24 protein-coding genes and 1 tRNA gene are annotated in these 23,727 nt (G+C 71.0%); 9 read left to right on the top strand and 16 right to left on the bottom strand.

Annotated features, from left to right (window positions below):
- Positions 1–14: 14 nt before the first annotated feature.
- The 4 genes from ACYVJ3_RS13695 to ACYVJ3_RS13680 are packed head-to-tail and all read right to left on the bottom strand — an operon-like array spanning position 15 to position 4,895.
- Entirely contained in the window at positions 15–854 is an 840-nt protein-coding gene (locus ACYVJ3_RS13695) for a carbohydrate ABC transporter permease (RefSeq protein WP_460853584.1), read from the bottom strand.
- The gene (locus ACYVJ3_RS13690) at positions 854–1,858 is read right to left on the bottom strand and encodes a carbohydrate ABC transporter permease (protein ID WP_460853583.1); all 1,005 of its coding nucleotides are present in this window, start codon (positions 1,856–1,858) and stop codon (positions 854–856) included. The genes ACYVJ3_RS13695 and ACYVJ3_RS13690 overlap by 1 nt, the downstream gene beginning before the upstream one ends.
- Before the next feature lie 25 nt (positions 1,859–1,883).
- Complete coding sequence (locus ACYVJ3_RS13685; protein ID WP_460853582.1) at positions 1,884–3,161, bottom strand: ABC transporter substrate-binding protein; 1,278 nt, start codon at positions 3,159–3,161, stop codon at positions 1,884–1,886.
- A 36-nt stretch (positions 3,162–3,197) separates the two neighbouring features.
- Positions 3,198–4,895 carry a glycoside hydrolase family 13 protein gene (locus ACYVJ3_RS13680; RefSeq protein WP_460853581.1) on the bottom strand — a complete coding sequence of 566 codons (1,698 nt, stop codon included), beginning with the start codon at positions 4,893–4,895 and terminating at the stop codon, positions 3,198–3,200.
- A gap of 164 nt (positions 4,896–5,059) precedes the next feature.
- On the opposite strand from ACYVJ3_RS13680, the gene ACYVJ3_RS13675 reads away from it, so the two are divergent.
- Complete coding sequence (locus ACYVJ3_RS13675) at positions 5,060–6,085, top strand: LacI family DNA-binding transcriptional regulator (protein WP_460853580.1); 1,026 nt, start codon at positions 5,060–5,062, stop codon at positions 6,083–6,085.
- Complete coding sequence (locus tag ACYVJ3_RS13670) at positions 6,082–7,014, top strand: aldo/keto reductase (RefSeq protein ID WP_460853579.1); 933 nt, start codon at positions 6,082–6,084, stop codon at positions 7,012–7,014. Before ACYVJ3_RS13675 ends, ACYVJ3_RS13670 begins: the two co-directional genes overlap by 4 nt.
- A 46-nt stretch (positions 7,015–7,060) precedes the next feature.
- Here ACYVJ3_RS13670 and ACYVJ3_RS13665 read toward each other — a convergent pair.
- The 6 genes from ACYVJ3_RS13665 to ACYVJ3_RS13640 all read right to left on the bottom strand — a co-directional run bounded on the left by ACYVJ3_RS13665 (position 7,061) and on the right by ACYVJ3_RS13640 (position 12,578).
- Positions 7,061–7,134: transfer RNA gene (locus ACYVJ3_RS13665), tRNA-Met, on the bottom strand.
- A 49-nt stretch (positions 7,135–7,183) separates the two neighbouring features.
- Positions 7,184–10,096 carry a UPF0182 family membrane protein gene (locus ACYVJ3_RS13660; RefSeq protein ID WP_460853577.1) on the bottom strand — a complete coding sequence of 971 codons (2,913 nt, stop codon included), beginning with the start codon at positions 10,094–10,096 and terminating at the stop codon, positions 7,184–7,186.
- Complete coding sequence (locus tag ACYVJ3_RS13655) at positions 10,089–10,640, bottom strand: PPA1309 family protein (RefSeq protein WP_460853576.1); 552 nt, start codon at positions 10,638–10,640, stop codon at positions 10,089–10,091. The genes ACYVJ3_RS13660 and ACYVJ3_RS13655 overlap by 8 nt, the downstream gene beginning before the upstream one ends.
- A 24-nt stretch (positions 10,641–10,664) precedes the next feature.
- Complete coding sequence (locus ACYVJ3_RS13650) at positions 10,665–11,711, bottom strand: YlbL family protein (protein ID WP_460853575.1); 1,047 nt, start codon at positions 11,709–11,711, stop codon at positions 10,665–10,667.
- A gap of 13 nt (positions 11,712–11,724) precedes the next feature.
- Positions 11,725–11,952: a hypothetical protein gene (locus ACYVJ3_RS13645; protein WP_460853574.1), complete on the bottom strand. Its 228-nt coding sequence runs from the start codon at positions 11,950–11,952 to the stop codon at positions 11,725–11,727.
- Between the two features lie 197 nt (positions 11,953–12,149).
- Positions 12,150–12,578, bottom strand: coding sequence for a molybdenum cofactor biosynthesis protein MoaE (locus ACYVJ3_RS13640; RefSeq protein WP_460853573.1), 429 nt, complete (start codon positions 12,576–12,578; stop codon positions 12,150–12,152).
- A 40-nt stretch (positions 12,579–12,618) separates the two neighbouring features.
- On the opposite strand from ACYVJ3_RS13640, the gene ACYVJ3_RS13635 reads away from it, so the two are divergent.
- Together ACYVJ3_RS13635 and ACYVJ3_RS13630 are read left to right on the top strand one after the other, a co-directional pair.
- Positions 12,619–13,989, top strand: coding sequence for a zinc-dependent metalloprotease (locus ACYVJ3_RS13635; RefSeq protein ID WP_460853572.1), 1,371 nt, complete (start codon positions 12,619–12,621; stop codon positions 13,987–13,989).
- Positions 13,986–14,543 (top strand): NUDIX hydrolase, encoded by a 558-nt coding sequence (locus ACYVJ3_RS13630; protein ID WP_460853571.1) that lies wholly within the window; start codon positions 13,986–13,988, stop codon positions 14,541–14,543. The genes ACYVJ3_RS13635 and ACYVJ3_RS13630 overlap by 4 nt, the downstream gene beginning before the upstream one ends.
- 115 nt (positions 14,544–14,658) lie before the next feature.
- Here ACYVJ3_RS13630 and ACYVJ3_RS13625 read toward each other — a convergent pair whose 3' ends face one another.
- From ACYVJ3_RS13625 to ACYVJ3_RS13615, 3 genes are all read right to left on the bottom strand, one after another.
- Positions 14,659–16,122 (bottom strand): LCP family protein, encoded by a 1,464-nt coding sequence (locus tag ACYVJ3_RS13625; RefSeq protein WP_460853570.1) that lies wholly within the window; start codon positions 16,120–16,122, stop codon positions 14,659–14,661.
- Between the two features lie 172 nt (positions 16,123–16,294).
- Complete coding sequence (locus ACYVJ3_RS13620) at positions 16,295–16,681, bottom strand: hypothetical protein (RefSeq protein WP_460853569.1); 387 nt, start codon at positions 16,679–16,681, stop codon at positions 16,295–16,297.
- Between the two features lie 9 nt (positions 16,682–16,690).
- Positions 16,691–17,215, bottom strand: a complete 525-nt coding sequence (locus ACYVJ3_RS13615; RefSeq protein ID WP_460853568.1) for an acyl-CoA thioesterase — start codon at positions 17,213–17,215, stop codon at positions 16,691–16,693.
- 23 nt (positions 17,216–17,238) lie between these two features.
- On the opposite strand from ACYVJ3_RS13615, the gene ACYVJ3_RS13610 reads away from it, so the two are divergent.
- Entirely contained in the window at positions 17,239–18,507 is a 1,269-nt protein-coding gene (locus ACYVJ3_RS13610) for an LCP family protein (protein WP_460853567.1), read from the top strand.
- The gene (locus tag ACYVJ3_RS13605; RefSeq protein ID WP_460853566.1) at positions 18,504–19,379 is read left to right on the top strand and encodes a crotonase/enoyl-CoA hydratase family protein; all 876 of its coding nucleotides are present in this window, start codon (positions 18,504–18,506) and stop codon (positions 19,377–19,379) included. The genes ACYVJ3_RS13610 and ACYVJ3_RS13605 overlap by 4 nt, the downstream gene beginning before the upstream one ends.
- Before the next feature lie 21 nt (positions 19,380–19,400).
- Here the strand turns inward: ACYVJ3_RS13605 and ACYVJ3_RS13600 are convergent, their stop codons facing one another.
- The 3 genes from ACYVJ3_RS13600 to purE form a co-directional block, all read right to left on the bottom strand.
- Positions 19,401–19,544, bottom strand: coding sequence for a DUF1059 domain-containing protein (locus ACYVJ3_RS13600; protein WP_460853565.1), 144 nt, complete (start codon positions 19,542–19,544; stop codon positions 19,401–19,403).
- 47 nt (positions 19,545–19,591) lie between these two features.
- On the bottom strand, positions 19,592–20,167 hold the full coding sequence (locus ACYVJ3_RS13595) for an LPXTG cell wall anchor domain-containing protein (RefSeq protein ID WP_460853564.1): 576 nt from the start codon (positions 20,165–20,167) through the stop codon (positions 19,592–19,594).
- A gap of 206 nt (positions 20,168–20,373) precedes the next feature.
- On the bottom strand, positions 20,374–20,901 hold the full coding sequence (gene purE / locus ACYVJ3_RS13590; protein ID WP_460853563.1) for a 5-(carboxyamino)imidazole ribonucleotide mutase: 528 nt from the start codon (positions 20,899–20,901) through the stop codon (positions 20,374–20,376).
- Positions 20,902–21,020: 119 nt separating this feature from the next.
- On the opposite strand from purE, the gene ACYVJ3_RS13585 reads away from it, so the two are divergent.
- The 3 genes from ACYVJ3_RS13585 to ACYVJ3_RS13575 are packed head-to-tail and all read left to right on the top strand — an operon-like array spanning position 21,021 to position 23,724.
- On the top strand, positions 21,021–21,677 hold the full coding sequence (locus ACYVJ3_RS13585; RefSeq protein ID WP_460853562.1) for a M15 family metallopeptidase: 657 nt from the start codon (positions 21,021–21,023) through the stop codon (positions 21,675–21,677).
- Positions 21,674–22,801: an alanine racemase gene (gene alr / locus ACYVJ3_RS13580; RefSeq protein ID WP_460853561.1), complete on the top strand. Its 1,128-nt coding sequence runs from the start codon at positions 21,674–21,676 to the stop codon at positions 22,799–22,801. Before ACYVJ3_RS13585 ends, alr begins: the two co-directional genes overlap by 4 nt.
- Positions 22,798–23,724 (top strand): D-alanine--D-alanine ligase family protein, encoded by a 927-nt coding sequence (locus tag ACYVJ3_RS13575; protein WP_460853560.1) that lies wholly within the window; start codon positions 22,798–22,800, stop codon positions 23,722–23,724. The genes alr and ACYVJ3_RS13575 overlap by 4 nt, the downstream gene beginning before the upstream one ends.
- Positions 23,725–23,727 lie beyond the last annotated feature (3 nt).

Raw genomic sequence — 23,727 nt, 5'->3', positions numbered from 1 at the left:
TTTCTCGGTGACGTTCAGCCCTTGACGCCACCGGCCGTGAGGCCGTCGACGATGCGCCGCTGGAAGGCGAGGACCATGAGGATGAGGGGGATCGTGACGACCGTGCCCGCCGCCATGACCGCGGTGTACGGCTCGACGTGCGGCTGGCTGCCGGTGAAGTTGGCGATCGCCACGGTCACGGGGGCCGTCTTGTCGCTGCTCAGCTGGCTGGCGATGAGGAACTCGTTCCAGGCCGCGATGAAGGCGAGGATCGCCGTCGTCACGACGCCCGGCGCGGCCAGCGGCAGCATGATCTTGGTGAAGGCCTGCCGCTTCGTCGCACCGTCGATGCGCGCGGCCTCCTCGAGCTCCCAGGGCATCTCGCGGAAGAACGCCGTCAACGTGTAGATGGTCAGCGGCAGGACGAAGGAGATGTCCGGGAGGATCATCGCCTGGTAGCTGCCGTACCACCCGATGTTGCGGAAGAGCTGGAACAGCGGGGTCACCAGGGCGACCCCGGGGAACATCGAGGCGGCGAGGATCACCGCCAGGATGGCGTTCTTGCCGGGGAAGCGGAGCCGAGCCAGGGCGTACGCCGTGAAGATGCCGATCGTGAGGCCGATGACCGTCGTCACGCCGCCGATGAGGACGCTGTTGAGCAGCGCACGGCCGAAGTGGTTGCCGAGGTTGGTGGCGAAGACCGTGCGGAAGTTGTCGAGCGTGACGTGGGTCGGCCATGGCGTGGAGTCGAAGGTGAACTGCAGGTTGCGGAACGCCGTGACGACCATCCAGTAGAAGGGCAGCAGGCCCCACAGGACGATCACGACGACCCCGACGTACGTGCGGGCGCTGCGCCAGCGGGAGGTGGAGGTCATCACTTCGCCTTCGGCTCGGCCCCGGTGGCGCTGGCACCGAGGAACTTGATGAAGAGGAAGGCCACGGCGAAGACGATCAGGAAGGTGATCGTCGAGAGCGCGGCGGCGCTGTTGAAGCCGGTCCGCGACTGGTTGATCACCAGGATCGAGAGCGTCGTGGTGTCGTTGCCGTCGCCGGCGCCACCGCCGGTCATGATCTGCGGCAGGTCGTACATCCGCAGGACGTCGAGCGTGCGGAAGAGGAGCGCGACGACGACGGCCGGCTTCACCAGCGGCACGGTGATCGACCAGAACCGCTGCACGGCGGACGCCCCGTCGACCTTCGCGGCCTCGTAGACGTCGTCGGAGATCAGCTGCAGGCCGGCCAGGATCAGCAGGGCCATGAACGGCGTGGTCTTCCAGACGTCCGAGACGATGATCGCGCTCCGGGCGGCCCACTTGTCGCCGAACCAGACCACGTGGGCGTTGAACAGGTGGTTGATGACGCCGTCGTAGCTGAAGATGAAGTACCAGAGCTTGGCGGTCACCGCGGTGGGGATCGCCCACGGGATGAGCACCGCTGCGCGGACCAGCCCGCGGCCGCGGAACTTGCCGTTCATGATCATGGCGAACCAGAAGCCGAGGACCAGCTCGATCGACACGGAGACGACCGTGAAGAAGAGCGTGATGCCGACGACCTCCCAGAAGGACGCACCCGTCGAGCCGGGCGGGCAGGCCACGTCGCCGCAGCGCTGCAGCAGCCAGTGCTTGTAGTTGTCGAGGCCGGCGAAGCCGCCGTTGACGAAGAAGCCGTTCTCGATGTGCGGATCGGCCTGGAAGGACATCCAGATCGCGCGGACGACCGGGTAGCCGATCACCACGGCCAGGGCGAGCATCGCGGGCGCGATCAGCAGCAGCGCCCGCCTCTTCTCGTGCGGGTCCAGGGCGGTTCCCCCGGCCCGGCGGCGCAGGAGGCGCCGCCGGGCGGGGGCCGTTGCCACGGACCCGGGTTCGTTGTCGGTCATCGCAGGGCTCCGGATCCGGTCCGGGTCACTGACCCGACGACGCGGCCGTGATGGCGGCCGCCATGTCCTTGACGGCCTGCGTGGACGACTTGTCGCCCTTGAGCGCGGCGTAGGCGTTGTCCTGGATCGCCTTGGTCACGGCCGGGTAGAACGGGGTCTGCGGGCGCGGCACCGCGTTCTCGATGGAGGTCAGCAGCGTCGGGAGGTAGGGGTACTTCTTGACCAGAGCCGGGTCCTTGTAGACGTCGGCGCGGATCGGCGCCAGCGAGCCCTTCTCCATGTACTCCTTCTGGATCTCCTCCGACTCGAGGTACTTGATGAAGTCGATCGCGGTCGCCTTGTGGTCGGAGTAGGCGCTGATCGCCGCGTTGTGGCCACCGAGCGTCGATGCGCCGATGCCGGTGAGACCCGGGAGCGGCGCGACGTCGAACTTGCCCTTCACCTTCGAGCTCGCCTCGCTGGCAGCGAGGCCGTAGACGTAGGGCCAGTTGCGCAGGAAGAGCAGCTTGCCCGACTCGAAGGCCGAGCGGCCCTCCTCCTCGGTGTAGGTGATCGCGGACCTCGGGATGTCGCCGCTCTTGAAGCCGTCGACCAGGACCTGCAGGCCCTTGGCGGCCTCGGGGCTGTCGACGGTCGGGGTCTTGCCGTCCGCGGCCATGATCGAGCCGCCGGCGCCGTTGATCGCCTCGGAGGCGTTGACGGTGAGGCCCTCGTACTTGTTGAACTGGCCGGCGTAGCAGTCGATGTGCGCCTTCTTCGCGATGGCGCAGTCGTCGTACAGCTCCTTCCAGGTCGTCGGCGGGGTCTTCACCAGGTCGGTGCGGTAGTACAGCAGGCCGCCGTCGCTGGTCTGCGGGGCGGCGTACTGGACCTTGTTGTACTGCGCGCCCTGCACGGCGGAGTCGAGGAGTCCGTTGGTGTCGATCGCCATCGAGCCGGTGAGCGGCTGCAGGTAGCCCTTCGCCGCGAACTCCGAGGTCCAGACCAGGTCGACCGAGACGACGTCGTACCCGGGGTTCTTGGCGTCGAAGTTGCGCACCAGGTCGTCGTGCTGCTGGTCCGCCTCGTCGGTCTGCTCCTTGAGGGTGACCTTCTCATCGGGGTGGAGCTTGTTCCACTGCTCGATGATCGCGTGGGTGGCGTTGTCGTTGACCTTGCCCTGGACATAGGTGATCGGGCCACGATCGGTGAGGTGTGCCTTGAAGGCGTCGCTCGAGGAGGAGCCGCCACTGCCGCAGCCCGCGAGGGCGGCGGAGGCGAGCGCGAGGGCGGCGACGGAGCTGGCGGTGCGGAGGTGACGCATGAGTGCTTCCTTCGGTGGGGGTGAGGTGGACGCGGATCAGGGACGGCGGAGCCAGACGGCGCTGCCGGGGGCGAGGTCGCCGGTGGCAGGGCCCGGGACGGACGACAGCAGGACCTCGCCGTCGGGGACCGGCACGGGCGCGCTGCCGGTGTTGAGCCAGACCTCGACGTCGCCGTGCCGGAACGCGACGACGTCGTCGGTCGTGTGCACCCACGCGAAGCCCGTGGCGCCGCGGAGGTGCGCCCGGCGCAGGCGGAGGGCCTGCCGGTAGAGGTTGAGCACGGACGACGGGTCGTCCGCCTGGTCGCTGGCGCTGTAGCGCGCCCAGCCCTCGGGTTGGGGCAGCCACGGCTCTGCCTCGGCGTCGCTGGGGCTGAAGCCGGCGGCGGCGCCGTCGCCACCCCACGGCAGCGGGATCCGGCAGCCGTCGCGGCCGACGTCGCCGGCGGGTCGGATCCGGAAGACCGGGTCCTGGCGGGCCTCGTCGGGCACGTCCTCGACCTCGGGGAGCCCGAGCTCCTCGCCCTGGTAGAGGTAGACGGTGCCGGGCAGGCCGAGGATGAACAGGGCCGCGGCGCGGGCCCGGCGTACGCCGAGCTCCAGGTCCGCGGGCTCGCTGGCCCAGCGGACCCGGTCCCACACCGACTCGACCATGTGGTCGGGCTGGCTGCGGGCGTAGCGGGTGACGTGGCGGACGACGTCGTGGTTGGAGAGCACCCAGGTCGTCGTACCGCCCGTCGCCGCCACCGCTGCTCGCGCGTCGTCGACGACCGAGCGCATGTACGCCGCGTCGAACGGCGCGCGCAGGAAGTCGAACTGGAAGGCCGTGTGCAGCTCATCGGGCCGGAGGTAGCGAGCGAGCCGGTCGTTGCTGGGCACCCAGGCCTCCGCGACGAAGACGCGGTCCGGGGCGTACTGGTCGGCGATGCGCCTCCAGCCACGGTAGATCTCGTGGACGCCCTCGTTGTCCCAGGCGGGGTGCGGGATGTCGTGCTGGGTCAGGCCGGTGATCTCGCCGGCGTCGGGCAGGTCGCTGGGCTTGGCCAGGCCGTGGGCGACGTCGACGCGGAAGCCGTCGACACCACGGTCGAACCAGAAGCGCAGGATGTCCTCGAACTCCTCGACGACCTCGGGGTTGCTCCAGTCGAGATCGGGCTGCTCGGGCGCGAAGAGGTGGAGGTACCACTCCCCCGGCTCGCCGTCGGCGTCGGTCGTGCGGGTCCACGCAGGCCCACCGAAGATGCTGCGCCAGTCGTTGGGCGGGAGCTCGCCGGTGGCACCACGGCCGGGGCGGAAGAGGTAGCGCGCACGGGCGGTGGCGTCGCCGGCGAGCGCTGCCTGGAACCACGCGTGGGCGTCGGAGGTGTGGTTGGGGACGATGTCGAGGATGACCTTCAGGCCGGCGGCGTGGGCCTCGGCGAGCAGCCGGTCGGCCTCGGCCAGGGTGCCGTAGTCGGGCTCGATGGCGCGGTAGTCGGCGACGTCGTACCCGGCGTCGGCCTGGGGCGAGGGGTACCAGGGGTTGATCCAGATGGCGTCGACGCCGAGGTCGGCGAGGTACGGCAGGCGGGCGCGCAGGCCGGCGAGGTCGCCGATCCCGTCACCCGAGCCGTCGGCGAACGAGCGGATGTAGACCTGGTAGACGACCGCGTCGGTCCACCAGGGAGCGGCGGTGGTGCCGTCGGCCGCGGCGCGGGTCGGCGCCTCGGCGACGGCGGACTGGGAGTGCGACAAGGGGATCGCCCTTCTTCGTCGGGGCCGCCACCTCGGTGTCGATCTGGGTGATGGCCATCACGTAAACGTTTGCGTTACGATCGTGGCCGCAACGCTCGCCGCTTGTCAACCATCGTTTTCGAAACCGCCAGGAGCCGCCCGTGGAAGGCCCTAACCTCAGCCGCATGGGGCAGCGCGCGGAGATCAACATGGCCGACGTCGCCCACCGTGCCGGCGTCTCGGTCGCCACGGTGTCGCGTGCCATGCGCGGTCTCCCCGGGGTCGGCGCGGAGACCCGGACCCGCATCCTGGAGATCGCCGAGGACCTCGCCTACGTGATCTCACCCGAGGCCTCGCGGCTCTCCGGCGGGCAGACCGGGCGCGTCGGCGTCGTCGTACCCGCCACCGACGTGTGGTTCTACGGCGAGATGCTGGCAGCCATCGAACGGCGGCTGCGCGCGGCCGATCTCGACGTCCTGCTCTACCAGGTGAGCGACCCCGCCGTCCGCGAGCGCTTCTTCCGCGACCTGCCCGTGCGACGCAAGGTCGACGCGGTCGTGCTGATCGCACTTCCCCTCCCCCAGCACGAGGTCGACCGCCTCGACCACCTCGGCGTCGAGGTCGTCGTCGCCGGCGGCCGCGTGCGCGACTTCCCGTACGTCGACATCGACGACCGAGACGTCGCGCGCACCGCCGTCGCACACCTCGTGGAGCTCGGGCACGAGCGGATCGCGCTCATCCGTGCCACGAACTACGGCGAGATCCACTGGGCACCCGACGTCCAGCGGCTCGAGGGCTACCAGCAGGGGCTCGCCGCGGCTGGCATCCCCGAGCGCCCCGAGCTCGTCGTCTCGGTCACATTCAGCCCCGAGGACGGCGCCAACGGCGTGGCCCAGCTGCTCGACCTCCCCGAGCCGCCGACGGCGATCGTGTGCTTCTCCGACGAGGTCGCCTTCGGCGCCCTGGAGGGCGTACGCCGCCGGGGGCTCCGCGTGCCCGAGGACATCTCCGTCATCGGCATCGACGACCATCCGCTCGCGGCCGTGTTGGGCCTGACCACCGTGCGCCAGGACGTCGCCGGCCAGGGCGTGATGGCCGCCGACATGGCCCTGCGGCGCCTGGGGCACAGCCCCGTCGTCAGCGTCACCCTCCCCCACGAGCTGGTGGTGCGCTCCTCGACCGGGCCTCCGCGCACCTCCGCCACGCCATGAGCCGCGGGACCATCTACGGCTGCATGGGCCTGGGCCGCTGGGACGGCGCACCGCTCGACCCGGGTGACCACGCGCGCGCAGAGGCGGCCGTGGCGGCAGCCCTGGAGATCGGCATCGACACCTTCGACCACGCCGACATCTACGGGCACGGCAGCGCCGAGGCCGTCTTCGGAGCCCTCCTCGACCGCGCCCCGGGGCTGCGCGACCGCATCCGCATCCAGTCCAAGTGCGGCATCCGGCTGGCCGCCGGCGACCGGCCGGGTCTCTACGACCTGCGGCCCGCGACGATCCGTGCCCAGGTGCACGCCAGCCTCGAACGACTGCGCACCGACCACCTCGACCTGGTGCTGCTGCACCGCCCCGATCCGCTGGCCGACCCTGCCGAGATCGGGACTGCCCTCGAGGCGCTGCACGCCGAGGGGGTCGTGCGCGCGATCGGGGTCTCGAACATGAGTGCCGCCCAGGTCGCCGCCCTCCAGGCCCACACCGCACTGCCGATCGCGGCCAACCAGCTGGAGATGAGCCTGCACGCGCGAGGGTGGGTCGAGGCCGGCGTACTCGTCAACACGCCGGCGTACGCCGACGTCGGCTTCCCCCACGGCACGCTCGAGCACTGCACCCACCACGGCATCGAGCTCCAGGCCTGGGGATCCCTGGCCGGCGGCCGCTTCACGGGCCGGGCGCTGACCGCACGGGACCACGAGGTCGCCGCCCTGGTCGCGGACCTCGCCGCGCTGCACCAGACAACCGCGGAGGCGATCGTCCTCACGTGGCTGCAGCAGCACCCCGCCGCCGTCGTACCGGTCATCGGGACCACCGATCCCGACCGCATCCGCGCGTGCGCCCCGGCGGTCGACCGGTCACGGCTCCTCACCCACGAGAAGTGGTACGAGCTGTGGATCACCGCCCGGGGCGCGCCGCTGCCCTGACGAAAAGCAGATCGAGGCCAGACGATGTCTGACCTCGATCTCTTTGTAGCGGGGGCAGGATTTGAACCTGCGACCTCTGGGTTATGAGCCCAGCGAGCTACCGAGCTGCTCCACCCCGCGTCGGTGAACCCAACGTTACGGGATCGCCCCAACCACGGCCAAATCGGGGTCAGTGACCGTCGCGTTGGTCGGCCAGCCGGACCGCTTCCGCGACGGCCTTCTGAGCCTTCTCGATCTGCTTGGACCACTCCACGGTGTCGCCGGCACGCTGGGCCGTGTCGGCGGCGTCGAAGGCGGCCTGGGCCCGCTGAAGGGCGGCGGCGATCCGGGCATCGATGGGCGTGGTCGGGCCGTGGTGCGGGGTCTTCCCCGGCTTCCCGTTGCCGCCGTTGGACCCCGAGCCGTTGTCGTCGGGCAGCGTGACGTCCAGGGCGTCGGCCAGCGCAGAGGGGAGGTCGTCGCCGACACCTGGCTTGCCGTTGAGGAGCACGCCGACGAACTGAAGGATCCGGAAGGAGGCACTGGTGCCGCCGCGGACGGCGTACACGGGCTGGACGTAGAGGAACCCGCCGCTGACCGGGACCGTGAGCAGGTTGCCGTTCTGCACGTTCGCATCCGACTGCTCGAGCGGCTTCTTGCGGGCACGGAACTCCGCGTTCTGCTCCAGCACGTTCGCGGCGAGCGCCGGGCCGCGCACGGAGTTGTCGGTCATCTCCAGCAGGCGCATCTTGCCGAAGTCGGGCGAGGTCGCGTCCGAGTCGACCGACATGTACGCCGCGAGGTTGTTGTTGCCCCGCGGGACGAAGTCGGTCGTCAGCGACCACTGCTGCTTGCCGTCGACGGTCGTGAACATCCGGTAGGGCGGCTGCATGCTCGAGGTGTAGTTCGGGTCCTGCGGCACCTCCCACTGGTTGCTCGCCTGCAGGAAGTCGGCGGCGTTCTCGACGTGGTACTTCGCCAGCTGGTAGCGCTGGACCTTGAACAGGTCCTCGGGGTAGCGCAGGTGCGCCATCAGGGCCGGCGAGATGTCCTGCTTCGGCTCGACCGTGCCGGGGAACGCCTTCATCCAGGTCTTCAGGATCGGGTCCTGCTCGTCCCACTGGTAGAGCGTGACCGTGCCGTCGTACGCGTCGACCGTGGCCTTCACGGCGGACCGCATGTAGTTGATCTTGTCGGTCGGCACCGTCTGCACCGTGCCGTCCTGGGCGAGCGAGTCGTCGGTCATCTCCTGGAACGACTCGGTCTGGGAGTCCGGGTAGCGGTCGGTCGTCGTGTAGCCGTCGACGATCCACTGCACCTTGCCGTCGACCACGGCGGGATACGGGTCGGAGTCGACGGTCAGCCACGGCGCGACCTTCTCGACCCGGCGTGCGGGGTCACGGTTGTAGAGCACCTTCGAGTGGTCGTTGACCCGACCGGAGAGCAGGAAGTTCGGCTCGCCGAACTTCACGGCGTACAGGAACCGGTTGAAGCCGCTGGAGAGCAAAACCCCGCCCTTGCCGGCGTACGTCGTCCGCGCCTGCTCGGTCTCGCCGTCGGGGAGGCCGAGCTCGACGTCCTTGCTGTCCTTGGAGGCCTTGCCGACGATCGAGTAGCGCGGGCTGTTCTCGCCGAAGTAGATCTGCTGCTTGAAGCTGCCGAGGTCGTGGCCGGAGTGCCCGCCCGTCGAGGTGGAGCTGAGGCCCTCGGCCCACTTCAGCCGCCCGTTGGAGGTCACGTCGGTGTCGTCGAGCGGGCTCACGGTGTTGGCGTACGCCGCCACGACACCGTCGCCGTGCGTGTAGACCGTGTGCAGGTTCGCCCAGGACTGGTCGCTGGCCGGGATGTGGGACTGGTCGAGCTCACGGACGCCGAGGACCATCGGCTCCTGCGTGCCGTTGATGTCGTAGTGGTCGACGTCGAGGACCTTCGGGAGCGTGTAGTAGCTGGCCGGCTCTTGCAGCTGCTCGAAGGTGTCACGGATCTGCTTGGGGTCCAGCACGGGCACGTCGGCGACCTGACCCAGCAGCGCCCGACCGCCCGGGGACCCGTTGGTCGGCGTGTAGGGGTCGCTGGCGATGTCGTTCAGGCCGTACGCGTCGCGGGTGGCCTTGATGTTGGCCTGCATGAAGGACTTCTCCTTGGAGTCCTCCGACGGCTTGACCTGGAAGCCCTGCACGATGGCGGGCCAGATCATGCCGATGAGGATCGCGGAGAGGACGAGCAGCGCGAGGCCGACCACCGGCAGCTGCCAGGTGCGCCGCCAGATGTTGAGGAAGAACAGCAGGGCGCAGATCAGCGCGACGCCGAGCAGGATGTTGCGCGCGGGCAGCACGGCGTTCTGGCCGGTGTAGTTCATGCCCGAGAAGCGCGGGTGCTCGGAGGTGACCAGGTCGTAGCGGTCGAGGAAGTAGTCGGCAGCCTTGGCGAGCACGAAGACCCCGAGCAGCACGGAGACCTGCGCCTGCGCCGCGCCCGAGAGGCGGTCGGTGGGCAGGTGGAGCCGGATGCCGCCGTACAGGTAGTGCACGAGCGCCGTCGCGAGCAGCGCGACGATCGCCACGGCCATCACGTGGTTGACCACGAAGTGCCACCACGGCAGGTCGAAGACGTAGAACCCGATGTCCTTGTGGAAGTAGTGGTCCTTCTCGTGGAAGGAGACCGCGTTGCGCCACTGGAGGTAGGAACGCCACTGGCCCGCGGCCGACGTACCGGCGAAGCCACCGACGACCACGCACACCGCGAGCAGCAGCCAGCCGCGGATCGGGGTGACGGCGTCGCGATAGCGCTCGACGCTGGCGTCGCCGCCCATCCGGAACAGCGGGCGGAAGCGGTAGGCGAGGAAGCAGTTGACGCCGACGACCGCGGCCATCAGGCCGCCGAAGACCAGGAACAGACCGACCCTGGTCCACAGAAGGGTGGAGAAGACCGAGCCGTAGTGGAGCTGGTGGTACCAGAGGCCGTCGGTGTAGATCGAGGCGAACGCGCTGATCGCGAAGAGCAGGAGGACCAGCCCGATCGCCGCTGCGACCAGCCACCGGCCGCGACGGCGCGGCGGCTGCGGGAGCATGTCCTCGGGCTCGTCGTCGAAGAGCTCACTCATCGGCGTTGGCCTCGTCGGCGAGGGTGTCACGCAGCGCCGCGACGAGGTTGGGCACGACGTCGACGCCACCCATCACGGCCATGTCGTCGTCCTCGCTGCGCAAGCGCACGGCGCAGTACGCCGACCCGCCCCGTGTCACGCCGGCGACGATCCGGACCTCCTGGCGCTCAGGGTGCTCCCGCGCGAACTCCTCGGCCGCGGCCGGGTCCTCGGGCACCTGACCGTCGGCCGCCGGCGGGAGGACGAGGCGCTCGACCACGACGGCACAGCCGGTGACGGAGTCGGGCCAGGCGATGGTGCCGAGGACCTCCTCGAGGTTCTCGCCGGGCAGCTCCTCCTGCTCGATCGGCGTGAACGAGCCCTGCTCGCGGCTGTCGTCGAGCCCGAGCTGGGACGCGAGAGCCGGCTCGGCCGCCACGAACTGGGCGGTGTCGACGAGCGCGTAGAGGCGGGCGGGCTGGTCCCAGCCCGCCTGGGCGTGGTGCTTCTCCAGCTCCAGCACGACCGAGGCGAGGGCGGGGTCGGTGTCCAGCTCGAGGTCCACGGTTGTTGCCTTTCAGGAGGACTTTCAGGAGTTGCAGGTGGGGAGGTCGGCGTCGTGGTCGGCGACCCACGCCTTCAGCGCCGTCAGCGCCTCGTGGGTGCTGGTCGCCTTGACGAGTCGCATGCCGTCGGGGTGCAGGTCCTCGACGTCGGGGCAGTTGCCCTCGGGGACGAAGAACAGCTGGGCGTGCGCCGCGTGGGCCGCCGCGATCTTCTGGGCGATGCCGCCGATCGGCCCGACCTGGCCGTCGATGCCGAGCTCGCCGGTGCCGGCGACGACCGCTCCCCCGGTCAGCGAGCCGGGCGTGAGGGTGTCGTAGATCGCCAGCGAGAACATCAGGCCGGCCGACGGTCCGCCGACCTCGGGGTCGACGTGCAGCTCGATGTCGAAGGGGAACGAGAAGCCGACGCCCTGGGTGATGCCGATGCGGGGGCGGCCATCCATCATCTTCGGCGTCAGCGTGACACGGACCGGCTTGCGGTCGCGCAGGACGACGAGCCGGACCGGGTCCGTGCCGCCCTTGGTGATCGTGGTGACGACCTGGTCGGCGCTCTTGATCGGCTTGCCGTCGATGTCGCGCAGCACGTCGCCGGGCAGCAGCTCGCCCTGGGCCGGCGTACCGGGCTCGACGCCCTCGACCTTGAGCACCATCGCCGGCTTGTAGCCGAGCTCGCGGAGCGCCGCGGCCTTGGCGAGGTCCTGCGACGTGACCATCTCGATCGCGCCCTGCTGCTTCTCGTCGGTCGGGGTCGTCTGATCGGGGTGGACGTAGTCGTAGGGCAGCACCGCGTTGTCGTGGTCGAGCCAGCGACCCAACGCGTCGGCGAGGGTGAGCTTCTGGTCCTCGCCGCTGGAGTAGACGGTGGTGAAGCGCAGCTGGCCGCCGGTGTCGTAATAGGTCTGGTGACCGTCGACCTGCACGACCTCGGCGTCGTTGGAGTCCTTGCCGAGGATGTCGTACGTCGGGCCGGGGCTGTAGCTCGCGAACGGCATCGGCACCGTCAGGGCGAGTGCGCCGAAGACCAGCACCAGGGGCGTGGCGATGCACGCTGCGATCAGGCGCCGATTCATGGCGCACACCCTCTCACGACGTGGGCTTGCGTACGGCGACGCCCGTGCTCGGCTCCTCGACCCGACGTGGCGCGGCGTAGCCGGGATTGCCCGGCACGTCCTTGGAGAGCGCCTCGCCGAGCAGCCGGGCCGCGGTCTCGCGGTCCACACGCCCTCGGCCGTCTCGGCCCAGCCAGCTCACGACGACCATCGCGACGGCGGTCGCGATCGCGGCCGGGACGAGCCAGAGGAGGATCTGCACGAGGCCAACGGTAGGCGGGCGGTGGTAGGGCTGCGCTCAGGGCGCGCCGACATTGCGGGCGCCGTCGCGAGCGCCGTCCCGTGCGCGCGTTGGCAAGGCGGAGGAGGGAGGCGGGACGGAGTCCCGACGACTGACGACAACGCAGCCAACGTGCGTGCGGGGCGGTGCGCAGCAGGCGGGCGCAATGTCGGCGCGCCCTAAGGCGCGCCGACCCATTCCTCGGTGCCGTCCTCGAAGAGCTGGTGCTTCCAGATCGGGACCTCCGCCTTGAGGGTGTCGATCAGCAGCCGGCTGGCGGCGAAGGACTCCCCCCGGTGGGCCGAGGTGGTCGCCACGACGACGGCGAGGTCACCGATCGCCAGGTCGCCGACCCGGTGCACGGCGGCGACCAGCGTGCCGGCGTACGTCTCGGCGACGGAGGCGCAGACCTCCTGCAGCCGCTGGAGGGCCGTGGGGTGCGCGGAGTAGGCGAGCCCGGTCACGCCGGAGCCGTGGTCGTGGTCGCGCACGCGGCCGACGAAGAGGACCAGTCCCCCGGCCGACGGGTCGTCGAGGGACGCGAGGACCTCGTCGACCGACAACGGCTGGTCGCTGATCGCGCAGAGGCGTACGGCGGGGTGGGACACGTGCTGATCGTAGTTGCTGGAGCCGCGTAGATTCGGGGGCATGAGCAGTGATGGGACCAACGGCCCCGAGGACCCGAACAACCCCTTCAAGGGCACGCCGTTCGAGCAGATCTTCGGCGCCCTGGGCGGGGCGTTCGGCGGCGCGGGCGGGCCCGGCGGCCCCGCGATGGGTGGCGACTTCCTCGCGCAGATCACGCCGTTCATCGAGGCGATGATGCGCCCCGCCCCCGGCGGTGGCCCGCTCAACTGGGACGTCGCCGGCGATCTGGCGCGCAAGGTCGTCGCCGCGCAGCCCGACCCGTCGACGAGCAGCCGCGACGCGAGCCGGGTGGCCGACGCCGTGCAGCTGGCCGACCACTGGCTCGACACGGCCACCGGCTTCCCCTCCGGCGTGAGCACGACCGCCGCGTGGAGCCGGGCCGAGTGGATCGTGGAGACCCAGCCGGTGTGGAAGGTCCTCGTGGAGCCGGTCGCGGAGAAGTCCGTCGGTGGGCTCGGTGGCGCCTTGCCCGAGGAGATGAAGGCGGCCGCCGGCCCGATCATGGGCATGCTCGGCCAGGCCGTCGGCGCGATGCTCGCCAACCAGGTCGGCCAGGCCCTGGGCGGCCTCGCCGGTGAGGTGCTGACCGCCTCCGACATCGGACTCCCGCTGGGAGCCCCGGGGAAGGCCGCGTTGGTGATCACCAACGTCAAGGCGTTCGCCGAGGGCCTCGGCGTCAGCGAGGACGACGTCGTCCTCTACCTCGCGCTGCGCGAGGCGGCCCACCAGCGCCTCTTCGCCCACGTGCCGTGGCTGCGCGAGCACCTGATCGGCGCGGTCACCGACTACGCCCGCGGCCTGGAGCTCAACGCCCAGGAGCTGCAGGAGCGCGTCCAGGAGCAGATGCGCACCATCGACCCGAGCGACCTCGGCTCGATGCAGGAGCTGCTCGAGGGTGGCCTGTTCGAGGCGCCGACGTCGCCGGCCCAGGCCGCTGCGCTCGAACGCCTCGAGATCGCGCTCGCGCTGGTCGAGGGCTGGGTCGACGAGGTCGTCGGTCAGGCCACCGCCGAGCGGATGCCGGCGGCCAGCAAGCTCCGCGAGGCCGTACGTCGCCGCCGCGCGGCCGGTGGGCCCGCCGAGCAGACCTTCGCGGCGCTGGTCGGGCTCGAGCTGCGACCGCGACGCCTGCGCGACGCCTCGACCCTGTGGGGCGGCCTGCGCACCCGCTCGGGGGCCGAGGCGCGCGACGGCGTGTGGATGCATCCCGACCTGCTGCCGACCGCGACCGACCTCGACGACCCGCTGACGTTCCGCTCCGACGCCGTCTCGCCCGACACGCTGTCCGAGGACGACTTCGACGCCGAGCTGCGCAAGCTGCTCCAGGGTGAGCCCGGAGACTCCGGCTCCGACGCCGACCCCTCCGAGTGACGCTGCACGCCGACGCGCGGTCCGTGCTGGCCGACTGGGCCGCACCCGATGCCGCCCAGGCGCAGCTGCGCGAGCGCTACCTGGCGCACCTCGACGCCCACCCGGACGGGATGCTGCGCTCGGCGTACCCCGGACATGTCACGGCCGGCGGCCTGGTCATCGACCATGCGGGCGACCGGGTCCTGCTCAACCTCCACCGCAAGGCACGGCGCTGGTTCCACTTCGGCGGCCACTGCGAGCCCTCCGACGCCACACTGTTCGGCGCGGCCGCTCGCGAGGTGCGCGAGGAGTCCGGCCTGACCGAGCTCCGCTTCCACCCCGAGCCGGTCCAGCTCGACGTGCACACCGTTGCTTTCTGCGCCGCTCCCGATGGGAGCCGTCGCGGCGAGGTCGATCACCTCGACGTGCGGTACGTCGCCGCCGCTCCCCCCGGTGCCCAGGAGGTCGTCAGCGAGGAGTCGCTCGACGTGCGCTGGTGGCCGGTCGGCGACCTGCCCGAGCTCGAGCCGGCCATGCACGGACTGATCGGTCGGGCCCGCTCGCTCCTGGCCTGACCCGCGCTTGCTTGCATGCATGCAAGGAGGCGCACCCACGTGCTTGCTTGCATGCATGCAAGGAGCCGCACCGCCGTCCTTGCATGCATGCAAGCAAGGACGGCGGACCAGCCAATCAGCAGGAGGAGCCGAGGTTGCTCGTCTGGTTGGCGGCGTAACCGGTGGAGTACGACCCCAGCGCACCCTCGCCCATCTTGGCGGGCTCGTGCTTCTTGTGGTGCGAGGCGCCCGACTTGCTGGATCCAGGGCCCTGCTCCGACTTGTCGATCGCGGCGGCGATCATCGAGTGGACCTTGGCGATGTCGGGGTCGGCGGTGTTGACGGCGGGCGGAACGATCGACACGGTGGCGACCGGGTGCTGGCGGGCCTTGAGGGCCAGCTCCATGAACCGGCCCAGCTCCGAGGCGGGCAGGTCGGTGGAGATGGTGCCGGTGGTGGCCTTGGCGAGGGCAGCGAAGTGGGTGACCACGGTCTTCGGGCTGACCTGCTGCAGCATCGCGCTCATCACGCACTTCTGGCGAGCCATCCGGGAGTAGTCGTCGGAGGTCGCGCGGGAGCGGGCGTACCAGAGCAGCTTGTCGCCCTCGAGCTTCTGCCGGCCGGCGGGGATCCATCCCTGGATGTCGCCGGTCGGGCCGATCGCGATGGGCTGGCGGACGTTGAGCGTCACGCCGCCGACGGCCTTGGACAGGTCCCGGAAGCCCTGGAGGTCGACCATCGCCCAGTAGTTGAGCTTCAGGCCGGTCACGCCCTCGATCGCGGAGAGCGTGGCCTCCATGCCGGCCTTCTTCGGGTCGCCGCCGAACAGGTCGGCGTGGTCCTGGGCCCAGGTGCTGACGCCGTTGAGCTCGCAGCCGTCGGCGATGCCGCAGTCGAAGCCGTGCGGCCACTGCTTGGCCATCACCGAGCCGGGCGCGAAGTCGAAGTTTTGCAGGTTGCGCGGCAGGCCGATCAGGACGGTCTTGCCCGTGCTGGCATCGATCGAGGCGACCGTCATCGAGTCGGTCCGCATGCCCCAGCGGCTCTTCCCGGAGTCACCGCCGAGCAGCAGGATGTTGTAGCGGCCGTCGTGCGCGCCGGTGACGACACCGTCGCCGAAGATCGAGTTGAGCATCGTGTTGCCGGTCGCGGCGAGGTGCGCGCCGAACAGCAGGGCGCCGGCGGTCGCGAAGCAGAGGACGCCGTTGACACCGGTCATGGCCAGCCGCTGCTGACGCACCAGCGTCAGGGGCTGGCCGAGGCGCCAGGCATCGACGAAGAGGTAGGCCCAGCCGAGGGCCAGGGCGATGAGCGCGACCCGGGTCATGTTCAGCAGGCCGAACTTCACCACCAGGTCGATCATCACGAACGGCTTGACGTAGGTCATCGCCATCGCCAGCAGGCCGACCACCCACAGGCCCATCCAGATGCGCAGCGCGGCGATGCCGACCCGGCGGTTGCCGGCGATCATCTGGGCCGAGCCGGGGGCGACCAGCGTGAACCCCATGAGCGTCACCGCGCGGCGGAAGCGCACCCGGGCCGCGCGGTCAGCGAGGGACTGATGGGCGTGCCCGGCGGGCGCCAGGGTGTAAGTGGCCATGCAGCGACATCTCCTGCTGGGGAAGGAAGCAGTTGAGCCAGTATCACCAGTCACATGCGCCACAGGTGTCCCGACGCGCCGGAACGACCCGGCCAGTCCGAGCAGCCAGTCCGAGCAGCAAGTCCGAGCGGCCGGCCCGAGCGGCCCGACCGGCCGCAGCGATCCGAGAGGATCAGTCCAGGGAGCCGGTCTGCGGACGCGGGAGGCTCCGGTCGACGCAGATCCACCGCGTGCGATCGCCGTGCTTGTCGCGGCCGTGCACGCACGGCTTGCCGCCGATCTCCTTGACCTCGACCGTCACGCCGGGCTGGACGCGGTAGCTCACGCCGTTGAAGGTGCGCGCGGGGTCCTTGCCCGTCATCCGCAGCGGGGTGATCGGCTTGCCCTGCGCGACCGTGTCCCACTGGATCTGCATCATCTCGACCACGCTGCTGAACATCGGCCGCTTGCGATCGGTGCGGGCGTCGTCGTACACCGAGGCGACCACCAGACCGCCCATCACCAGCACGATGAGGGCGATCAAGCCCAGGGCCTTCGGGGCCAGCAGTCCTCGCAGCATGAGCGAAGTCTAGGAGAGGGCGGTGGTGTCGTTGGCCAGGCGGTCCGCGTCGATCTCCCGGCGCTTGGCCAGACGGTGCGACCTGCGGATCTCCGCCTCGCGCATCCGGCGCTCGTCGCCGGCGTCCTCGGGACGCAACGCCGGGACCCGACGGGCGTGGCCGGCGCCGTCGATGGCGACGAAGACGAAGTACGCCGAACCGACGTGGCGCCACTCCGTCACGTCGTCCCACGGCTGGGTCTCGATCCGCACCCCGATCTCCATCGAGGACGACCCCACCCAGTTGACCTGGGCCGACGTACGGATGACGTCGCCCACCCGAACCGGCTCGAGGAACGCCATCTCGTCCAGGGCCGCGGTGACCGCGGGACCGCCGCTGTGGCGCTGCGCCACGACGCCCGCGGTGGAGTCGGCCAGCTTGAGGACCTCGCCACCGTGGATGTTGCCCAGCAGGTTGGCCTGGTCGCGCGAGGTGAGCACGGCAAGCTCGGTCCGGGAGTAGGACGGCGTGCGTGCCATGAGGGCGTCGGTCACGGCCTGACGGTAGCGTCTCGGCCATGGCAGGTGGTACCGGTGACAAGGACTCGGACGGCTTCGAGTGGATGTACGGCGATCGGGCGCCCGCGAGCAAGGACGAGCCGACCCGGCAGACGCAGCGTCCCCGGACCCAGCGGCCCGCGGCGGACCAGCCCGAGCCGACGATGATGCTGCCCACCCAGCCGCGCGCCGGCCAGGGTGGCGGCACGGGCGGCGGCACGGGTGCCGGCAAGGGCACGCCCCCACCGAGCCGCGGCCTTCCGCCGGCCGCTCCGGTGCAGGACCGGCTGTCCTCGCCGGTGGCCCCGCCGCGCTCGCCCTCGCGGAGCCGGTTCAGCGGCGGCTGGAGCTCGCGCCGTCGCTGGGTCCGGATCGTGGTCGCGGTCCTCGCCGTGTGGCTCGCCTACACGATCGCGGTCCCGTTCCTCACCTGGTCGAAGGTCGACAAGCTCCCGTTCGAGCCCACCGGCAAGCGCCCGGCCGACCAGCCGGGGACGACGTACCTCATGGTCGGAAGCGACTCCCGCGCCGGCCTGACCACGGCACAGAAGAAAGAGTTCCACACCGGGCTCCACCACAACGAGAACCTCTCGGACACCATCATGCTGCTGCACGTGGGCTCCGGGCCCGACGTGCTGATCTCCTTCCCGCGTGACTGGTACGTCGACGGCAGCAAGATCAACGGCTACTACCGGCCGAACGACGGACGCAAGCTCGCCAAGGCGTTGGAGCAGCAGACCGGGATCCGCATCGACGAGTACGTCCAGGTCGGGCTCGGCGGAGTCGCCGGCGTCGTGGATGCGGTCGGTGGCATCCAGATCTGTCCCAAGAAGCGGATGGACGACCACTACTCCGGGCTGCACGTGAAGAAGGGCTGCCAGGAGGCCGATGGCAAGACCGCCCTCGCCTACGCCCGTGCCCGCCACGGCCAGGCGCTCGGCGACCTCGACCGTGTCGCGCACCAGCGGGAGGTCGTCGCCGCCGTCGGCAAGAAGGTGTTCTCGCCGTGGTCGGTGCTCAACCCGTTCCGCTGGTGGAAGCTCAACTCGGCCGTCCCGGACTTCTTCGCCTTCGGCGAGGGCACCAACCAGTACGACGTCATGCGCTGGGCGATGGCGATGCGCCACGCCGGCGGCAACGGCGGCCTGACCTGCACGATGCCCGTCACCGACGGCTCGGCGCACTACATGGACACCCAACGCGCTCGTCCGCTGTTCAAGGCCATCATCGAGGACCACACCGAGCGGATCACCAAGAACGAGTGCACGGCGAACGGACTCCCCCGATGACCAGCTACGAGACCCTCCACTGGGCCGTCGACACCGACGGCATCGCCACGCTGACGTTGCGCCGCCCCGACGCGCTCAACGCCTTCGACCTGACCATGGCGCGCGAGCTGCTGTCGGTCTTCGTCAACGAGGCGCGCGCGGACGACGTACGCGCCGTGGTCGTCACCGGCGACGGCCGCGCGTTCTGCGCCGGCATGGACCTCTCCGCCGATGGCAACGTGTTCGGGCTCGACGAGTCGCTCGCGCCCACGCCAGAGGAGTTCCGCGCGGCGTACGACCAGGCGCCGTACGAGGCGGGCATCCGCGACACGGGCGGCAAGATCACCCTCGCGATCCACGCGCTCCCCAAGCCCGTCATCGCCGCGATCAACGGGCCCGCCGTCGGCATCGGAGCCACGATGACGCTGGCGATGGACATCCGGCTCGCGTCCACCAAGGCGCGGATCGGCTTCGTCTTCGGCCGCCTCGGCATCGTCCCGGAGGCATGCTCGACGTGGTTCCTCCCCCGCATCGTCGGCATCCAGCAGGCGCTCGAGTGGGTCTACTCCGCCGAGATCCTCACCGCCGAGCAGGCGTACGCCGGCCGCCTCGTCCGCTCGCTCCACGAGCCCGACGAGCTGCTGCCGGCGGCGTACGAGCTGGCGCGGTCCTTCACCAAGGACCGCTCGCCGGTCGCGCTCGGCCTGGCCAAGCAGATGCTCTACCGCAACAGCGCGGCCGCCGACCCGCTCGAGGCGCACCTGTCGGACTCGCTGGCGATGTTCTACACCTCCATCGCCGACGGCAAGGAGGGCGTCGCGGCCTTCCGGGAGAAGCGCACGCCGCAGTTCACCGGGCGCTCCGCGGACCTGCCGCGGATCTACCCCGCCTGAACCTCCGCGGGGCGCCGCGCCTCACATGGCCAGCATCAGGATCTCGTCGCGGGTGTACTCACGACCGGGGTGCTCGGCGGCGAGGTGCGCCTGCACCTTCTCGACGAGCTCGTCGTCGTCATCGCCACGGATGATCTCGGCACAGGGACAACGCAAGGACGGCATGGAACGAGGCTAGCCCGTTCCATGCCGTCCTGAGGCGAAGCCGTGGGTCACGGCGTCCAGGCGTGGACCTTCTTGCGCTTGCTGCCGGCGACCGTGGTCGCGCCGATCAGCACCAAGCCACCACCGAGGACGACGAGCCAGATCGAGGGACCACCGGTGTTCGGCAGGCCGCCGGTCGAACCCGGGCCGTTGTTGTTGCCGCCCGGCGGGGGGTTCTCCTCGCTGAGGACGCCCTTGGAGTCGAGGCGGTTCGTGCAGTGCGCGCCGGTGTAGGTCGACGAGCTGGACGAGAACGAGCCGAGGACCTTGAACAGGCCCTTGGGGACGACCGGACCACGCATCGTCGCGGCGCGGTTGTCGTACTTCTTGCTGCCGCTCCAGAAGGTCGTGCCGTTGGGCGCGATCAGCTTGACGGTGACAGTTCCGCTGACCGGGTCCGTCGCGTTGCCCTGGACGGCGATCAGCGCACGGAGCGCCTTGCCGGAGTCAGCGACGACCTGGACATTGCAGGTGGCGGTGACCTTCGGGTGATATCCCGTGGTCGCGCCCTCGGCTGCGATCGGTGCTGCGACGAATCCCGCCAACATCACGACCACCAGCCGGGTGATGAGCCTCCCGAACATGCTCTTCCCCCCTCTTCGAGGTCCCTTGGTCCCTCGTCCAACGAAGCGACGAACCGCGAGTGACGCAGTTCATGCGCTTTTTCTACAGTCTTCTAGACCATTTCCGCCACCGAATCTCACAAATAGCGATAAGCGAATTCAAGAACGCCCGGAATTGGTTGAAATTCGAACGCATATACCGGCATTCGCGGCCGCGGGACTCGGCATCACGAAGGCCGCGACGAGGTGCTCGGCGCGAGCATCAGCTGGGACCCGCGCACGACCTCACCCTTGGCGTGCGCCGCGGCCTTGAGGTCCGCCTGGAAGGCGGTCATCTTGGCCTGGAGCTCCTTGTCGCCCGCGGCGAGGATGCGTACGGCGAGCAGGCCGGCGTTGCGCGCGCCACCGATCGCCACGGTGGCGACCGGGACGCCTGCGGGCATCTGCACGATCGAGAGCAGGGAGTCCATGCCGTCGAGGTACTTCAGCGGGACCGGCACGCCGATCACGGGCAGCGGGGTCACCGAGGCGAGCATGCCGGGCAGGTGGGCGGCGCCGCCGGCACCGGCGATGATCACCTCGAGGCCCCGGCCGGCGGCCTCCTTGCCGTAGGCCAGCATCTCCTCGGGCATCCGGTGCGCGGAGACGACGTCGGCCTCGGTCTCGATGCCGAACTCGGCCAGCGCCTCCGCGGCGGCCTGCATCACCGGCCAGTCGGAGTCGGAGCCCATCACGATGCCTACGCGCGCAGTCATGCCGGGGAGGTTACCGGTCGCGGCGCCCGCCGCCGACGGGCGGAGGTGGTCCTCCGGTACCGCGGGACGGCACCACAGGAGGACGCGGACGAGGCCCGCCGGTCCCTAGCGTGACCAGCATGAAGCCGGTCCTCCTCGCCGATCCCCGCGTCGGCGCGATCCCGTTGGCCGAGTGCGGCGACGCGCTCGTCGAGCTCGACCCGTCCATCGCGCCGGTCGGCGTCCGGGTGCGGGAGGGCCTCGCCGAGCGGTTGTACGCCGCCGCGGCGGACCTGCCCCGCGCGGTCCGGCTGCACGTGGTCGAGGGGCACCGCAGCCCGGAGGACCAGCAGCAGATCATCGACCGCTACACCGCCGAGGTCCGAGCGGCCCACCCCGGCTGCCGGCCCGACCAGCTGGCCCGGCTCGTGAGCCGCTTCGTCGCGCCGCTGGCGGTGGCGCCCCACGTGGCCGGTGCCGCCGTCGACCTGACGCTCACCGACAGCACCGGCGGCGAGCTCGACCTGGGAACCCCGATCGATGCGACGCCCGAGCAGAGCGGCGGCCGGTGCTACCTCGACGCCCGCGACATCTCCCCGGCCGCTCGCGCCCGCCGCGACCTGCTGGCGGGGACGCTCGCGCGGGCGGGCCTGGTGAACTACCCGACCGAGTGGTGGCACTGGAGCTTCGGCGACCGCTACTGGGCGCTGACCACCGGAGCGGCGGCCGCGATCTACGGCCCGGTCCCCTGCCCGACGGCGCTCCCGGCCGCCGGCCTCGCCGGAGCCCACCGATGAGCGCCCTGGTCGCGCAGCCGGCGTACGACCTGCGACAGCGGGGTGCCGCCCTGACGGTCGACCTGACCGCGATCGCCGACAACACCCGCGTCCTGGCGGCGCGGGCCGGCGGCTCCCTGATGGCGGTCGTCAAGGCCGACGGCTTCGGCCACGGCGCGGGCGCGGTCGCGCGGACCGCCCTGCACAACGGCGCGTCCTGGCTCGGCGTGACGAGCATCGACGAGGCGCTCGCACTGCGCAACGAGGGCATCACCGCGCCCACGCTGAGCTGGCTGAACCCGGTCGACGCCGACCACGCGGCCGCGCTGCGCCACGACGTCGACCTCGCCGTCCCCGGACGCGAGCACCTGGACGCGATCGTCGCGTCGGCCCGCCGTACCGGACGTACGGCGCGCCTGCACCTGCACCTCGACGTCGGCATGGCACGCGACGGCTCGGCCTCCGCGAGCTGGGCCGGCCTGTGCGCGACCGCGGCACGCGCGGAGCGCGCCGGAACGGTGCGCGTGGTCGGTCTGATGGGCCATCTCGCCTTCGCCGACCGGCCCGGACACCCGACCAACAGCTGGGCGCGCGAGCGGTTCCTCTGGGGCCTCACGGTCGCGCACCGCCACGGCCTGCGCCCGCCGCTGCGCCACCTCGCCGCGACCGCCGCGACGCTCACCGACCCGCTCAGCCACCACACGCTGTGCCGCGTCGGGGCCGGCCTGGTCGGCATCGACCCTTCCGGCAGGACCCGCCTGCGACCGGCGATGACGCTGACCGCGCCGGTCGTGTCGGTCCGCGACGTCGCTCCCGGCACCGGCGTCGGCTACGGCCACACCTGGATCGCACCCCGCGCGACGCGGCTCGCCCTCCTGCCGCTGGGGTACGCCGACGGCCTCCCCCGGGCCGCCTCCGGACGGGCCGAGGTCCAGCTGCACGGGCAGCGCTGCCCCGTCGTCGGCGCGGTGTCGATGGACCAGGTGGTCGTCGACGTCGGCACGCTGCCCGTCGCACCCGGTCACCTCGCCACCGTCTTCGGTTCGGGCAGCCAGGGCGAGCCGACCGCCGCCGAGTGGGCGGGCTGGTCGGGGACGATCGAGCACGAGATCGTGACGGGCATCGGAAGGCGGGTACGGCGATGATGCGGGTGGCGGTCGTCGGCGGCGGCGACAACGCCGAGCACGAGGTGTCGCTGGCGTCCGCCGCGGCCGTGCGCGAGCACCTGGCGCCCGAGACCTACGAGGTCGTCGGCCTCACCCTGGCCAGGGGCGGCGGCTGGGCCGACGCGTCCGGGCTGCCGATCGACGCCGACACCGCGATCAAGACCCTGACCTCCTGCGACGTCCTCTTCCCGGCGGTCCACGGCGAGGGCGGTGAGGACGGCACCCTCGCCGCGCTGGCGGGCCTCCTCGGCCTGCCCTGCGTCGGCTCCCCCGCATCGGCCGGCGCGACCGCGATGGACAAGCACCTGACCAAGCTCGTGGCCCGCGACGCGGGGATCGCCGTCGCCGGCGGAACGCTGCTGACGCGCGGGGCGGCGTACGACTGGGCCGGGCCGGTCGTCGTGAAGCCCGCGACCGCCGGCTCGAGCCGCGGGGTGTCCCTGGTCCGGCACCCCGACGGCCTGGAGGACGCCCTCGCCGAGGCGTTCGCGTACGACGACCGCGTGCTCGTCGAGGAGGTCGTCGACGGCCGGGAGATCGACGTCGCCGTCCTCGGGCTCCGCGACGAGCGCCGGGTCGCGCCTCCGCTGGAGATCGTCGGGCCGGGAGTCTTCGACTACGACACCAAGTACGGCGGTGGCGCCGACCTGCGCGTCCCTGCCGAGATCACCACCGACGAGTGCGCGGCGCTGCAGAACGCCGCGCTGCGGATGTACGACGCCCTCTGCTGCCGCGGCCTGGCCCGGATCGACTTCTTCCTGACCACGGACGGACCGGTGCTGCTGGAGGTCAACACGATGCCGGGACTGACCCAGCACTCGCAGGCGCCGCGGATGTTCGCGGCCGCCGGCGTGGACTACCCGCAGCTCCTGGACCTGATGGTCCGGGACGCGCTGCGGTGACGG

The sequence above is a fragment of the Nocardioides montaniterrae genome (genome assembly GCF_054782655.1).
Note: the sequence above shows the minus strand (reverse complement) of the source record. Positions and strands in the feature narration are given on the sequence as shown.

Excerpts from the sequence above, each read along its gene's own strand:
- ACYVJ3_RS13695 (WP_460853584.1), bottom strand. The coding sequence starts at position 854 with ATGACCTCCACCTCCCGCTGGCGCAGCGCCCGCACGTACGTCGGGGTC.
- ACYVJ3_RS13690 (WP_460853583.1), bottom strand. The coding sequence starts at position 1,858 with ATGACCGACAACGAACCCGGGTCCGTGGCAACGGCCCCCGCCCGGCGG.
- ACYVJ3_RS13685 (WP_460853582.1), bottom strand. The coding sequence starts at position 3,161 with ATGCGTCACCTCCGCACCGCCAGCTCCGTCGCCGCCCTCGCGCTCGCC.
- ACYVJ3_RS13675 (WP_460853580.1), top strand. The coding sequence starts at position 5,060 with ATGGGGCAGCGCGCGGAGATCAACATGGCCGACGTCGCCCACCGTGCC.
- ACYVJ3_RS13670 (WP_460853579.1), top strand. The coding sequence starts at position 6,082 with ATGAGCCGCGGGACCATCTACGGCTGCATGGGCCTGGGCCGCTGGGAC.
- ACYVJ3_RS13660 (WP_460853577.1), bottom strand. The coding sequence starts at position 10,096 with ATGAGTGAGCTCTTCGACGACGAGCCCGAGGACATGCTCCCGCAGCCG.
- ACYVJ3_RS13650 (WP_460853575.1), bottom strand. The coding sequence starts at position 11,711 with ATGAATCGGCGCCTGATCGCAGCGTGCATCGCCACGCCCCTGGTGCTG.
- ACYVJ3_RS13635 (WP_460853572.1), top strand. The coding sequence starts at position 12,619 with ATGAGCAGTGATGGGACCAACGGCCCCGAGGACCCGAACAACCCCTTC.
- ACYVJ3_RS13625 (WP_460853570.1), bottom strand. The coding sequence starts at position 16,122 with ATGGCCACTTACACCCTGGCGCCCGCCGGGCACGCCCATCAGTCCCTC.
- ACYVJ3_RS13620 (WP_460853569.1), bottom strand. The coding sequence starts at position 16,681 with ATGCTGCGAGGACTGCTGGCCCCGAAGGCCCTGGGCTTGATCGCCCTC.
- ACYVJ3_RS13610 (WP_460853567.1), top strand. The coding sequence starts at position 17,239 with ATGGCAGGTGGTACCGGTGACAAGGACTCGGACGGCTTCGAGTGGATG.
- ACYVJ3_RS13605 (WP_460853566.1), top strand. The coding sequence starts at position 18,504 with ATGACCAGCTACGAGACCCTCCACTGGGCCGTCGACACCGACGGCATC.
- ACYVJ3_RS13600 (WP_460853565.1), bottom strand. The coding sequence starts at position 19,544 with ATGCCGTCCTTGCGTTGTCCCTGTGCCGAGATCATCCGTGGCGATGAC.
- ACYVJ3_RS13595 (WP_460853564.1), bottom strand. The coding sequence starts at position 20,167 with ATGTTCGGGAGGCTCATCACCCGGCTGGTGGTCGTGATGTTGGCGGGA.
- purE (WP_460853563.1), bottom strand. The coding sequence starts at position 20,901 with ATGACTGCGCGCGTAGGCATCGTGATGGGCTCCGACTCCGACTGGCCG.
- ACYVJ3_RS13585 (WP_460853562.1), top strand. The coding sequence starts at position 21,021 with ATGAAGCCGGTCCTCCTCGCCGATCCCCGCGTCGGCGCGATCCCGTTG.
- alr (WP_460853561.1), top strand. The coding sequence starts at position 21,674 with ATGAGCGCCCTGGTCGCGCAGCCGGCGTACGACCTGCGACAGCGGGGT.
- ACYVJ3_RS13575 (WP_460853560.1), top strand. The coding sequence starts at position 22,798 with ATGATGCGGGTGGCGGTCGTCGGCGGCGGCGACAACGCCGAGCACGAG.